We start from the raw sequence: 12,397 nt of genomic DNA, 5'->3' as shown, positions 1-12,397 counted from the left end.
GCGGGAACGCTTTCCCACCGCCCGGACTCCTCCGACCGCCTGATCACCGCGTGGCGTCGATCACCTCACCCAGGCCCGCCGCCACGAGTTCGTCCCTGATCACCGCCGCGTCCCCCTCGATGACGAGGGTGAGCGACTCCGGGAACAGGTGGGCGGCCGCCGCCGCCGAGACCTCCGCCACGTCGGTGGCGAGCAACGCCTCACGCAACCGGGCGTGGTAGTCGTCCGGCAGGTCGTGCACCACCAGCGTGGTGAGCGCAGCGGCGATCGCCCGAGGGCTCTGCAACTCGACCGAGAGCTGCCCCGCCCGCCAGGACCGGGCCACCGCCAGCTCCTCCTCGGTCACCCCACCGGCCTGGGTACGCGCGATCTCCCCGACCGCGTCCACCAGGGCCAACGCGGTGACGGCGGTCTGCACCCCGGAACTGACCGCGAACCGGCCGAACCGGCGCGACGAGGCGAAGTCGCCCCGGATGCCGTACGTGTAGCCGCGCACCTCGCGGATCAGGTGGTTCAGCCGGGACGTGAAGGCGCCACCGAGCACCGTGCCGGCCAGCGCGATCGGCACGTGGTCCGGGTGGGCCCGGTGCGGCGCCGGATGCCCGAGCCGCAGCGTGGACTGCACCGAATTGGGCCGGTCGACCAGGATCACCCGGCGACTTCTGCGCAACGGCACCTCGATCGGCGCGCCCCGGTCCACCGGTCCGCCGCCGGTGCCGGCGAACGCCGTCGTGGCCAGCGCGTCCAGGTCGAGCCGGTCCAGGTCACCGGCGACGACAAGGGTCCCCGGTCGGATGAACCACTCCGAGTGGAAGACGGTGACGTCCTCGACGTCCAGCCCGGCCACCGACTCCGGGTCGCCGTACATCGGGCGACCCCACCGGTTGTCCGCGCCGAACAGGTCGGCTCGCAGCGCCGCGTCCGCCCGGGGGCCCGGGTTCGCCCAGTCCATCCGCAAGGCGGTCGCCTCGTCGTCACGGACGCGCCGGACGTCGTCCGGGTCCAGTCTCGGCGTACGCACCGCCTCGGCGAGCAGCTCCACGGCCGCGCCCAACCGGTTCACCGGCACCTGCACGCTGGCCTGGAAGGTGTCCCAGTCCAGCCCGGTCACCAACTCGGTGCCGAGCGCCTCGATGGCCAGCGCGTACGCGGTGGCGTCCCGCTGGGTGGTGCCCTCCTCCAGCGCCTTGGCCAGTACCCCGCCAAGCCCCTCCCTGCCCACCGGCTCCCGGCCCGCGCCCGCGTCGAGCAACAGCAGCGCGACGGCCAGGTTCTGCCCGGGCAGGTGCGCCGCGACGACCTGACCGCCCGCCACGCTCCGACGGACCACCTGCGGGAACCGGTACGGGCGGGCCGCACCCGGTCCCGGACGGTCGGCGATCAACGTCATGGCTTCTCCTCGGGGACATAGGTGAGAGTCGCCCGGTCGGCGGGGGCGAGTACGTCGGCGGCCACCTCGGCGATCTGCTCGGCGGTCACCGCGAGCCAGCCCGGTAGCCGCTCGGCGATCACGCCGGGGTCACCGAACTGGGTGGCGTACCGGCCCAACGCGTCGGCCCGTCCGTCCACCGTGGACATCTGCCGCCACCACGCGGTGGTCAGCAGCGCCTTGGCGCGGTCCAACTCGGCGGCGGTGACCGGCACGGTGGCCAGTTCGTCGACCACCTCGGCCAGCCCGGTGGCCAGCCGCTCGGCGTGCACTCCGGGGCGGGCGGTGGCGGTGGCGATCAGTGGTGCCGGCGCGTGCGCCAGGTCCACCCCGTACGCCCCGACCAGATCCGGCTGCGCGATCCGCTCACCGTCGGCGAGGCGCTGGTACAGGCGGCTGCCCCGGCCACTGCCGAGCACGGTGGCGAGCACCGTCACCACGTCGTACCCGGGAGTGCCGAACGGGTGCGTGCGGTGGGCCACGTACACCCGGGGTGCCGGGACGTCCGCGACCACCGTCTCCCCCACCGGCTCGCCGCTGCCGGTGACGGCCAGGCCGTCCGGCGCGGACGGGATCTCCGGCCGGGGCGGGATCGCGCCGAAGTACTTCCCGGCCAGCGCGGTGACCTCGTCCACGCCGGTGTCACCGACCACGGTCAGCACCGCGTTGTTCGGCGCGTAGTACGTCCGGTGGAACGCCTGGAAAGTGGCCAGGTCGGCGGCGTTCAGGTCAGCCATCGAGCCGATGGTGGCGTGATGGTACGGATGGCCCGGCGGGTAGAGCAGGGGCAGCAGCCTCAGCCAGGCGTCGCCGTACGGCACGTTCTCGTAGCGCTGGCGGCGCTCGTTCTTGACCACGTCCCGCTGGTTGTCCAGCGTCTGCTGGGTCAGCGCCGGCACCAGGCCGCCCATCCGGTCGGCCTCCAGCCACAGCGCCAGTTCGAGGTGTTCGGCCGGGACCGTCTCGAAGTAGTTCGTGCGATCCGGGTTGGTGGTGGCGTTCAGCGAGCCGCCCGCGCCCTGCACCAACTTCATGTGCTCGGTCTTCGCGACGTTCACCGAACCCTCGAACATCAAATGCTCGAAGAGGTGTGCGAAACCGGTCTGTCCGGCCGGCTCGTGCCGCGAACCGACGTCGTACCAGAGGTTGACCGCGACCGCCGGGGCGGTGCGGTCCTCGCTGACCACCACGCGCAGGCCGTTGTCCAGTCGGGTCGTCGAGATGGGCCAGGGATAACCGCTGTCGGGCATGGCCACGACGCTATCCGATCTCCGGGCTCCAGCGGGGGTGGGACGCGGCACGCCCGTGTCGTGGTCGGCCGCGCCCCCGCGCGGTCAGTCCGGCGGCTCGATCGGGGTCACCGTCTGATCCGAGGACCGCCGTTCCAGGACCGTGTCCGGTGCGGCGTTGCGGTCGGCCTCGCGGAGGTCCGACTCGGTCAGGATCGCGTGGGCCTGGGCCTGGGGGTCGTCGCTGCCGACCGCCGCCTCCTCCGGCAGCAGGTGGGCTCGCGACTCGATTCGCTCCTGGTCGCTCTGCGCGTCAGTCATGCCGTTTCCTTACCCCCACCCCGTTCCCCGCACGCATGTAAGGAAGCATGTAAGGAAGGGCCCCCTGCTAACGCCTCGTGCATAGCAGGGGACCCCTCCTAACAATCAGCTGCGGAGCGGGCCGCGGACCTCGTAGGTGATGCCGCCGGGTTGCCGCCGTCGGGTACGCTTACCGCCGTGACGCGGTCGTATCGATGGTTTAGGCAGCCGGCTCGGCCGGTGACCTCACCATGATCTGACGTCACCGAATTCGAGCCGGCCGGGCAGGAGCTTTCGTTCCTGCCCTTTCGCGTACGAGCAGCCGGCTCGACCCGGGCACCGGCCCCGGGTGCGGTCGGCGAAAGGATGCCCACCGTGACGACCCCGGAGAACCACCGGGTCATCGACCAGCGAATCGACCGCGTCGTGCCGCTGACCACCCCGGCCCTGCTGCTGCACGAGCTGCCCCTGGACGCCGACCTCACCTCGACCGTGCTGGCCGGGCGACGCGCGGTCGGGCAGGTTCTCGACCGGGCCGACGACCGCCTGCTGGTGGTGGTCGGGCCGTGCTCGGTGCACGACCCCGCCGCAGCCCTGGACTACGCCCACCGGTTGCGCGAGGCGGCGGCGCGGGTCGCCGACGACCTGCTGGTGGTGATGCGGGTCTACTTCGAGAAGCCGCGCTCCACGGTGGGTTGGAAGGGCCTGATCAACGACCCGGGGCTGGACGGTTCCGGAGACGTCAACACCGGGCTGCGCCTGGCCCGCGCGCTGCTGCTCGACGTGTTGCGACTGGGTCTGCCGGTGGGCTGCGAGTTCCTCGACCCGATCACCCCGCAGTACATCGCCGACACGGTGGCGTGGGGCGCGATCGGGGCGCGCACGGTGGAGAGCCAGGTGCACCGCCAGCTCGCCTCCGGCCTGTCCATGCCGATCGGCATGAAGAACCGCCCCGACGGCAGCATCGCCACCGCGGTGGACGCGATCCGGGCGGCCGGCGTACCGCACGTCTTCCCTGGCATCGACGTCTCGGGCACCCCGGCGATCATGCATACCCGGGGCAACGCGGACGGTCACCTGGTGCTGCGCGGCGGTGGCGGCCGACCCAACTACGACGCCGAGTCGGTCGCCGGCGCGCTGGAGCTGCTGCGGGCCGCCGGCCTGCCGGAGCGGCTGGTGGTGGACGCCAGCCACGCCAACAGCGGCAAGGACCACCGCAACCAGCCCAGGGTGGCCGCCGACGTGGCCGGGCAGATCGCCACCGGGCAGCAGGGCATCGTCGGAATCATGCTGGAGAGCTTCCTCGAACCCGGACGTCAGGACCTGGACCCGACCCGCGAGCTGACCTACGGCCAGTCCGTCACCGACGCCTGCATGGGCTGGGACACCACCGACGAGGTGCTCGACGCGCTGGCCACCGCCGTCCGCACCCGCCGCGCCCACCACTCGCAGACCCTGCCCACCCCCGCCTGACCTACCACCCCGCTCTCGTCGATCAGGGGTCGGCGTGCGGCGCGACCAGCGAGAACGCCGCCGACCTCATGATCGCCGCGAATGCGGTGAAGTTTGGCCGGGTGGGGTGGGGGTAGGTGGCGGGCGTGACCGATGACGTACCCGTGACCGGGGCGCCCGTGACGCCCACGGCACCGACGACCGAGGCGCGGCTGCCCGACGCCATCCTGGCCGACGTGCCCGTGGTCGACACCGCGGGCATCGACCCGGCCGTCACCGACCTGCCCGGCACGGCTGCGGCCGTACCGGACGAGGTGGAGACGGAGGAGGTGGACACCCGGCCGCTCGACGACCTGCTCGACGACCTCTACCACGGTCAGGAGCGGATCAGTCAGGTGGACATCTACCGGCGGGCGGTCGCCGCGGAGCTGCCGGCGCAGCTGCTCTCCCGGCTCAATGCGCTGCCCCAGGGCGAGTACGCGGTCGACGAGGTGACCGACCTGCTGGGTGGTACGGCGGGGTGACGTCCGACGCCGACCCGGCCGGCGCCGGCGACGAGAAGAGGAACGCGATGTCGCAGCCCGAGGAACGCCAGCACGACCGGATGCCCGCGCTCGGCCAACCCCCGGAGGGCACCGACACCCTCCCCGAGCCGGATTTCGCCAACGAGCACGACCGCACCGCCGTGGACCGGGACATCATCACCGGCGCCGACGAGGACGAACGGGAACCGGAGTCGCCGCGCGGCTGGTCGGGCATGCAGCGCTGACGGCCCAGCGCCGCGAAGGCCCGGTGGCCCCGGCGGCACACACCACCGCCAGACACACCGGGCCCGACCTCACTTCCGGTGGTCGCCCTCGGCCCCCCGCTGCGCCATCGCGTACGCCATCTGGAGGAAGTCCGACGCGGTCACCGCGGTCAGTGCGGTGGCCACCAGTCGGGTCAGCCTCGGCGTGAGGACCAGCGCGCCGGTGAACCCGGTGGCCACCCAGACCGCCAGGCAGAACGGGCAGCTCAGCAGCTCGCCGATGGCGTGCCGGGTGGAACTGCCGGAGTCGCGTACCTGCTCCATCACCTCGCCGCTGCCGATCGGCCGGTCGTATCGGGTGAACGGTGCCCGCAGCGGACTGGTCACCGCGTCCTTGGACAGCAGCCGGCTGAGCTTGTGGGTGGCGATGGCCAGGAGCACCACGTCGGACGTGGCGGGGCGTTCCGGCACCGGACGCCCGGTCGCCTTGACCAACCCGGCGATGGCGCCGGTCACCGCGGCGTAGGTACCCATCGCCGCCAGGTACCCGCCCAGTGGGCGGTGCTCGTGCGGGGCGTACGCCTGACGCAACCGCGCCACCTTCTGTCTCAGCTCGCTCACCCGGCCTCCTTCGTCTCACGCGGGGGTGCACCGTCCCGGCCGGGACGGCCAGATCGCCGCCCCGGCCGGAGCGGCTCGGTCGTCCGGCCGGGTCAGCCGGCCTGGAGGTTGTCGTCCACCTCGCGGGCCAGCTTGGTGAGGGCCTCGTCGGCGAGCCGGTCGGTCGCCGTGTTGAAGACGACCTCGGGAGGTGCCGACACTCCCCTTTCCGCGTACGCCATCACGCGTCCCGCAGCCGGCTCGGGTCGACTTCCCGCCCGGGGTGCCGGGCGAGGTACTCGGTCTCGAGTTCGGCGGTCCGTCGCAGGTGGTTGGCGAGCGCCGAGTCGGTGGCGTGCCGCAACGTGTCCAGGCGCGTGCGGTGCAGGCTCTGCACCTCACGGATCAGGTCCTCCTCGCTCAACTCGGCCGGGTCGATGCCGGGCAGGTCGCCGTCGAACACGTGAGCGGCCGCCCGGTGGTCACCCCACTCGGGGATCCGCTGCTCGGGGCTCACCTCGGTGCCTCCGGCGGGAAATCCGTCGGGTCGTCCTGATGCGGTCATCTCGCGCCCCCTCGTCCGTGCCGGGCTGGCATCTGTACGGTTGCCCACGCCGGGTACGGCCAAACCACGCCGCCACTACGACACCGCGTCGGAGAGCACAGCCGGTCCCGGTACCCTCGTTGCCATGAAGCGGCTCTGGACCCCGGCGTGGATCGCCCGCCACGTGGCCCTGGTCGTGCTGGTGACCACCTTCCTCGGCCTCGGCTGGTGGCAGGTCAGCCGGGCCGCCGCCGGCAACGCCATCAGTTGGGGCTATGCCGTGGAGTGGCCGATCTTCGCGGGTTTCGTGGTCTTCGTGTGGTGGCGCGAGGTGCGTCACACGCTGCGGGACCAGCCGACCGCCACCGACGACGCCGCAGCCACCACGTCGGCGCCGGAGACCGCGTCGGCACCGGAGACCGCGGCGACCGACGAGACCGGCCCCGTCGACGCTACGGCGGAGGCGGGCCGGCGACCCGGGATCCGCCGGCCGGTACGGGTGGCCCGTGGCACCGTCGTCGACGAGGTCTCCGACAACGCGGACCTGGCCGCCTACAACCGCTACCTGTCATGGTTGAACGCCAATCCGGGCGCCAAGCCCGGTGACTACCCCGGCTGAGCCCGGGCCGGAAGGACTGACGAGACGTGCGCGCTGCTCTCACCCGCTACCGCGTGATCGCCTGGATCGTCGGCGTGGTGCTGATCCTGCTCGTGGTGATCGGCATGCCGCTCAAGTACGGCTTCGACAACCCGATCCTGGTGGAGACCGTCGGCCAGGCGCACGGCTTCCTCTACATGCTCTACCTGGTCGCCGCGTTCGACCTGTCCCGGCGGGTCGACTGGCCGCTCAAGCGGATGGTCCTGGTGATGCTGGCCGGCACCGTGCCGTTCGTCTCCTTCTGGGCCGAGCGTCGGGTGAGCGCGCTGTACCTGGCCGAGCAGCGGGTACGGGAGCAGCAGACGCCGGAGCCGGTCGCCGGCTAGCGTCGTGGCGGGCCTCAGCGGCCCGGCCGCCACGGGTCCACGGTCGCCAGCGGGTCCTCCCACCCGCCGTAGCTGTTCATCTCCCGGGCCCGGCGCAACGCCCGGCTCACCTGGCCGAACTGCTGCTCGTCGTCGCTGCTGAACAGCAGCTCCTCGACCTCCCCGCGACGCCCCCACAGTTCGTACGGTGGCGGGCGCCAGCGGTCCCCGGCCGCCGCGAGCAGCACCGGCACCAGGAACACCGCCCCCAACAGCAGGTACGCCTCGGCGGTGAGCCGGTGCAGCCCACCGGTGAAGCCGAGCAGCAGGCCGATGCCGCCGATCACCACGGTGGAGACCAGCACGGCCCGGGCCGCCACCGGGTCGTGGTCCCCCCGGGTGGTGTGCAGGTGGGTCAGCTCGGCGACCCGCCAACTGCTGCGGCCGACGGTGAACCGGTCGGCGGTGACGATGATCCCGGGTCGGGCGTAGAGCAGCCGCGGATTGCGGCCGGTGCCACCGGGCGCGAAGCGTGGTGGTCGTGTCGTCGCACCGTCAGGATTCACGGCCCCTCCTCCCCCACCACCTGGCGCTGCCGGGCCGCTCCACCAACCCATCGACGCCAGTTGACGGGAATCCCGGCTGTGCACTTCATTGTCTGCCCGGCGCGCCAGCCGCACCGGCCTGTTTCCGGTGGTCACACCGCTTCTGCGGCACACCGTCGCCGGAAAGAGCCGTCCAAGTCCGTCTTATCGGTTATAGCGCCGAGGCATCCGACGTCATATGCCGAGAGCGACCAGTACGGCATCTGCCCAGATAAGCCGACATGCCCCTTAGGGTGAATCGAATTCGCCACACGCTCCTCACATGTCCCGACAATCTCTGCCGGTAACTCTGTTCCCGTACTACCTTGGGCAGGTCGGCCTGGTCGGCCGCCGTCCACCCGGACGGCACCGGGCCGGTGCCGTCGCGGAGCGTCAGCAGCCCGCGCCGGCCCTGGGAGAGGAGCATCGAGCTCTTGTCGTCCCTGACGAACACGCTGCGCGCCCTGGCCGTGGCCGCCTGCTCGCTGGCGCTGGTCGCGCCGGCCACGGTGGCCCGCGCCGACCCGTCCCCCGCCGAGTTGACCCGGCGGATCGACAAGTCCTCCGCCGAACTGCAGGACGTGGTGGAGTCACACAACGAGCTGCGCGAGAAGATCAAGGACAACCGGACCGCCGTCGGCCGGTTGCAGGAGCGGATCGGCCCGCTGGAGCAGCAGGCCGAGCAGAGCCGGGCGGACGTCGGCCGACTGGCCGTGACCGCGTACAAGACCGGCAACCTCGGTGCCGCCGAGGCACTGCTGCGCGCCGACGACTCGACGTCCATGCTCGACCGGCTCGGCACGCTGGACCACCTGACCCGGCAACGCCAGGCGACCGTCGCCAGCTACACCGCCGACCAGCAGCGCCTGCTCGACGAGAAGACCCGGTTGGACGTCACGCTCAGCCGGCAGGCCGCCCAGTCCCGGGAGCTGACCGCCGCGAAACGGCGGATCGAGCGGGATCTGGCCAAGCTGTACGAGATGCGCCGGCAGGCGTACGGCCGGGCGACCGAACGCCCGACCAACCGCTCCGGCAGCGCCAACGACGCGCCCTCGGTCTCCGGGCAGGCCGGTGCCGCCGTCCGGTACGCCTACGGCGCGCTGGGCAAGCCGTACGCCTGGGGGCAGGACGGGCCGAACGGCTACGACTGCTCCGGGTTGACCTCCGCCGCCTGGCGGGCGGCGGGCAGATCCCTGCCGCACAACACCCGGATGCAGTGGGGCAAGGTGGCGCACATCAGCCGTGGCGAGCTTCGCCCCGGCGACCTGGTCTTCTATCGCAATCTCGGGCACGTGGCGATCTACGTGGGCAGTGGTCAGGTCATCCACGCCCCCACGTTCGGCCGCAACGTGGAGAAACGCGCTGTCGACCTGATGCCACCGTACGGCTACGGACGGGTACGCTGAGTCGCCGACTCGTCCGAAGACGGTGAACGGCCGGCGCCCCCTATCGGACGCCGGCCGTTCGCCGTCATTAATACCCAGCTCAGGCGGCCTGTAGGCCCTCTGCGCGAGCCAGCTCGCGCAGCCGCCCGAGCGCCTGGATCTCCAGCTGCCGGATCCGCTCGCGGGACAGCGAGAACCGCGAGGCCACCTCGGTGAGCGAGTGCTCCCGACCGTCCTCCAGCCCGTAGCGGGCCCGCATGATCCCGGCCGAGCGGTCGTCGAGGTGGTTGAGCAACCCCTCGATCCGCTGCCGCTCCAGCCCGGTGAGCACGATCTCCTCCGGCGACGGAGCGTCGCTGTCGGCGACCAGGTCACCCAGGTTGGTGTCGCCGTCGTCGCCGACCGGTGTGTCCAACGACACGGTGTCCTGCGACCAACGGACCAGCTCGTTGACCCGCTCGACGGTCACGCCGAGCGCTGCGGCGATCTGCTCGGGCTCCGGGTCGCTGCCCAACTCGCGGGTGAGCTGGCGAGCCACGTTACGCATCCGGTTGACGTCCTCCACCAGGTGCACCGGCAGCCGCACGGTGCGCTCCTGCTGGGCGATGGCCCGGCTGATCGCCTGGCGGATCCACCAGGTCGCATAGGTGGAGAACTTGTAGCCCCGCTCGTAGTCGAACTTCTCGACCGCCCGGACCAGACCGGTGTTGCCCTCCTGGATCAGGTCCAGCATGGGCATGCCGGAGCGGACGTACCGGCGGGCGATCGACACGACGAGCCGGAGGTTGGCCCGGATGAACAGGTCCTTGGCCCGCTCGCCCTCGGCGACCAGCCGGGCCAGTTCGTCCCGGGTGGCACCGTCGGGAACCCGGTCCTCACCGAGCAGGTGCTCGGCATAGAGGCCGGCCTCGATCGCCTTGGAGAGATCGACCTCCTTGGCGGCGTCCAGCAGTGGCGTCCGGGAGATCTCGTGCAGGTAGACTCCGACCAGGTCGCGCTCCTCGGCGACCTCGTCGGTGCGCATTCCGATGTTCTTGTCCACGTTGCCCACGGTCCCCTCGCTCGCGCCGGTTGCCCGGTTCCTTGCCATCCCCACGCCCATCGGCCCTCCCCGCAACTTCCGCTGTGCCCACCGGAGCCGGCATCTACACAACAGATGAGACGTGTCAGGGATTCCATGTCGTGGGTCGAAAGTGTCACGAATGCCTGATAATCCGCTGAGAGCACGGTCTACGTTTGCTGTCAGCACCCTGCCTGACTGCTGTCGGCAGGCACCTCGTGAGGTCGACGGATCGACGGATCGCCGTCCGTCCCGGTCCATGGCAACACTGCCCGGCCGACCGACACAGCGACCCGGGTCACCACCGTGCTGCGATCCTGGTCACTGCCTGATACGCGTACGCGGACCAGTCGGTTCATCCACGCCGGTGGTAATACCCCACGCCCTGATGAACAATCCGTGCCCCCGGTTCTATGCCCAGCCCGCACGCCGCCGTCGGAGCAGGCGTCGGACTCAGGACGCGAGGAGCGCGAGCGCGCCGCGTACCTGGTCGGCGGAGCGGGCCAGAGCCGCCCGCGCGGCCGTCACCTCCACGCCTGACACGAGGCTGACCAGGGCGGTCTTCAGATCGCCGTCCGCCTCGTCGAGGGCCCGACGGGCGCGGTCCTCGGCACAGCCGGTCGCCTCGACCAGGATCGAGAGCATTCGGCCCCGGAGCTTCGCATTGGTCGCCACCATGTCGATCATCAGGTTCGAGTAGACCCGCCCCAGGCGCACCATGACCGCGGTGGAGAAGCTGTTCAGCACGATCTTCTGGGCCGTGCCCGCCTTCATCCGGGTCGACCCGGCGGCCACCTCCGGCCCGGTGTCCAGGCCGATGAAGACGTCCACCGGCCGTGCGGCCGGGGCGTCCGGGTTCGCGCAGAGCAGCACCGTCGAGGCGCCCTCGGCCCGGGACGCGGCGAGCGCCCCGAGGACGTACGGGGTGCGACCGCTGGCGGTGAGGCCCACGACCAGGTCGCCCCGGCGCACGCAGTCCGTCGCCTCGGCCGCGCCTCGGGTGTCGTCGTCCTCGGCGTCCTCCACGGCCCGCCGCATGGCCTCCGGCCCGCCGGCCAGGTGGGCGCAGAACCAGTGGCGTGGCGAGTTGAAGGTCGGTGCCAGCTCGGCGGCGTCCAGCACGCCCAGCCGCCCCGAGGTGCCGGCGCCGAAGTAGTGCACCCGGCGTCCGGCGCGCAGCGCCGTCATGCCCGCCTCCGGCCGGAACCGACCCGGTGGGACCGGACGGCCTCGGCGGTCGCCTCCAGCGCCTTGCGGGCCTGGGAACGATTGCGTGCGGCCACGCCGACGAAGAGGCAGTCGACCACGGTGAGTTGGGCGAGCCGGCTCGCGGTGGCGCCGGAGCGGTAGGTGGTCTCCCGGGCCGCGGTGGTGAGGACATGGTCGGCGACCTCGGTGACCGGCGAGCGGGGGAAGTTGGTCAGCACCACCGTGGTCGCCCCTCGGGCCCGTGCCTGCTCCAGCACCTCCACCACGTCGGAGGTGGTGCCGGTGTGCGAGATGCCGACGGCGACGTCGCCCCGGCCCAACAGGGCGGCCGAGGTCAGCGCGGTGTGCACGTCCGGGAAATAGAACGCGGTGCGACCGATGCGGTGCAGCTTCTGCTGGAAGTCCGAGGCCACGAACCCGCTCGCCCCGGCACCGTAGATGTCGATCCGACCGGCACCGACGATGGCGTCCACCACCCGCTCGCAGACCGCCGGGTCGAGCTGCTCGGCGGTCTCCTCCACAGCGCGGGCGTCGTTGAACGCGATGGTGGCGATGATCTGGGCGAGGTCGGCCCCGGGCGGGATGTCGCCACCGACGACCCGCGCGTCCGGGGGCTCTATCCGCCGGGCCGCCTCGGCGGCGAGCCGGATCCGCAGTTGCGGGTAGCCGTCCATGCCGACCGACCGGCAGAACCGGATGACGGTGGCCTCCGACGTCTCGGCGGCGGTGGCGAGGTCGGTGATGGTCCGCCGGGCCGCGTCGGCGGGGTCTGCGACCACCAGTCGGGCGACCCGCTGTTCGGCCGGCGACAGCGACGGGAGCAGGCCGCTGATGTGGACGATCAGTCCACCCGGCTCGTGGCTCGCGGAAATATTCGAACTCTTCCCCACAGGT

16 protein-coding genes are annotated in these 12,397 nt (G+C 71.8%); 6 read left to right on the top strand and 10 right to left on the bottom strand.

Going from position 1 to position 12,397, the window contains the following annotated elements:
• Positions 1-43: 43 nt before the first annotated feature.
• The 3 genes from ID554_RS21160 to ID554_RS21150 all read right to left on the bottom strand — a co-directional run bounded on the left by ID554_RS21160 (position 44) and on the right by ID554_RS21150 (position 2,979).
• Positions 44-1,390, bottom strand: coding sequence for a M16 family metallopeptidase (locus ID554_RS21160; protein WP_117225914.1), 1,347 nt, complete (start codon positions 1,388-1,390; stop codon positions 44-46).
• Positions 1,387-2,679, bottom strand: coding sequence for a M16 family metallopeptidase (locus tag ID554_RS21155; protein ID WP_117225915.1), 1,293 nt, complete (start codon positions 2,677-2,679; stop codon positions 1,387-1,389). The genes ID554_RS21160 and ID554_RS21155 overlap by 4 nt, the downstream gene beginning before the upstream one ends.
• Positions 2,680-2,763: 84 nt before the next feature.
• Positions 2,764-2,979, bottom strand: a complete 216-nt coding sequence (locus ID554_RS21150) for a hypothetical protein (RefSeq protein ID WP_117225916.1) — start codon at positions 2,977-2,979, stop codon at positions 2,764-2,766.
• Positions 2,980-3,324: 345 nt separating this feature from the next.
• On the opposite strand from ID554_RS21150, the gene ID554_RS21145 reads away from it, so the two are divergent.
• From ID554_RS21145 to ID554_RS21135, 3 genes are all read left to right on the top strand, one after another.
• Positions 3,325-4,431 (top strand): 3-deoxy-7-phosphoheptulonate synthase, encoded by a 1,107-nt coding sequence (locus ID554_RS21145; RefSeq protein WP_117225917.1) that lies wholly within the window; start codon positions 3,325-3,327, stop codon positions 4,429-4,431.
• A 239-nt stretch (positions 4,432-4,670) separates the two neighbouring features.
• Entirely contained in the window at positions 4,671-4,934 is a 264-nt protein-coding gene (locus tag ID554_RS21140; RefSeq protein WP_396888558.1) for a hypothetical protein, read from the top strand.
• Between the two features lie 47 nt (positions 4,935-4,981).
• Positions 4,982-5,179 carry a hypothetical protein gene (locus ID554_RS21135; protein WP_117226407.1) on the top strand — a complete coding sequence of 66 codons (198 nt, stop codon included), beginning with the start codon at positions 4,982-4,984 and terminating at the stop codon, positions 5,177-5,179.
• A 69-nt stretch (positions 5,180-5,248) separates the two neighbouring features.
• Here ID554_RS21135 and ID554_RS21130 read toward each other — a convergent pair whose 3' ends face one another.
• The 3 genes from ID554_RS21130 to ID554_RS21125 form a co-directional block, all read right to left on the bottom strand.
• The gene (locus tag ID554_RS21130; protein ID WP_117225918.1) at positions 5,249-5,779 is read right to left on the bottom strand and encodes a DUF1360 domain-containing protein; all 531 of its coding nucleotides are present in this window, start codon (positions 5,777-5,779) and stop codon (positions 5,249-5,251) included.
• A gap of 92 nt (positions 5,780-5,871) precedes the next feature.
• Positions 5,872-6,000 carry a hypothetical protein gene (locus ID554_RS32495; RefSeq protein WP_263407298.1) on the bottom strand — a complete coding sequence of 43 codons (129 nt, stop codon included), beginning with the start codon at positions 5,998-6,000 and terminating at the stop codon, positions 5,872-5,874.
• Entirely contained in the window at positions 6,000-6,323 is a 324-nt protein-coding gene (locus ID554_RS21125; protein ID WP_117225919.1) for a DUF6158 family protein, read from the bottom strand. Before ID554_RS21125 ends, ID554_RS32495 begins: the two co-directional genes overlap by 1 nt.
• A 124-nt stretch (positions 6,324-6,447) precedes the next feature.
• Here ID554_RS21125 and ID554_RS21120 point away from each other — a divergent pair, with 124 nt between their 5' ends.
• Positions 6,448-6,921 (top strand): hypothetical protein, encoded by a 474-nt coding sequence (locus ID554_RS21120; protein ID WP_117225920.1) that lies wholly within the window; start codon positions 6,448-6,450, stop codon positions 6,919-6,921.
• Positions 6,922-6,947: 26 nt separating this feature from the next.
• A complete protein-coding gene (locus tag ID554_RS21115; protein WP_117225921.1) occupies positions 6,948-7,286 on the top strand; it encodes a DUF3817 domain-containing protein in 339 nt (112 codons plus the stop codon).
• A 14-nt stretch (positions 7,287-7,300) separates the two neighbouring features.
• Here ID554_RS21115 and ID554_RS21110 read toward each other — a convergent pair whose 3' ends face one another.
• Positions 7,301-7,831 (bottom strand): DUF6232 family protein, encoded by a 531-nt coding sequence (locus ID554_RS21110; RefSeq protein ID WP_191088594.1) that lies wholly within the window; start codon positions 7,829-7,831, stop codon positions 7,301-7,303.
• Positions 7,832-8,283: 452 nt separating this feature from the next.
• Between ID554_RS21110 and ID554_RS21105 the strand changes: the two genes are divergently transcribed.
• Positions 8,284-9,255, top strand: a complete 972-nt coding sequence (locus tag ID554_RS21105; protein ID WP_117226409.1) for a C40 family peptidase — start codon at positions 8,284-8,286, stop codon at positions 9,253-9,255.
• A 79-nt stretch (positions 9,256-9,334) separates the two neighbouring features.
• Here the strand turns inward: ID554_RS21105 and ID554_RS21100 are convergent, their stop codons facing one another.
• The 3 genes from ID554_RS21100 to ID554_RS21090 all read right to left on the bottom strand — a co-directional run bounded on the left by ID554_RS21100 (position 9,335) and on the right by ID554_RS21090 (position 12,393).
• The gene (locus ID554_RS21100; RefSeq protein WP_191088913.1) at positions 9,335-10,324 is read right to left on the bottom strand and encodes a sigma-70 family RNA polymerase sigma factor; all 990 of its coding nucleotides are present in this window, start codon (positions 10,322-10,324) and stop codon (positions 9,335-9,337) included.
• Positions 10,325-10,747: 423 nt separating this feature from the next.
• Positions 10,748-11,482, bottom strand: coding sequence for an N-acetylmuramic acid 6-phosphate etherase (locus tag ID554_RS21095; RefSeq protein ID WP_117225923.1), 735 nt, complete (start codon positions 11,480-11,482; stop codon positions 10,748-10,750).
• Entirely contained in the window at positions 11,479-12,393 is a 915-nt protein-coding gene (locus tag ID554_RS21090; RefSeq protein WP_117225924.1) for a MurR/RpiR family transcriptional regulator, read from the bottom strand. Before ID554_RS21090 ends, ID554_RS21095 begins: the two co-directional genes overlap by 4 nt.
• Positions 12,394-12,397 lie beyond the last annotated feature (4 nt).

This window comes from Micromonospora craniellae (assembly GCF_014764405.1).
GTDB lineage: Bacteria > Actinomycetota > Actinomycetes > Mycobacteriales > Micromonosporaceae > Micromonospora > Micromonospora craniellae.
The sequence above is the reverse complement of the archived record's forward strand: the minus strand, read 5'-3'. Positions and strand labels throughout refer to the sequence as shown.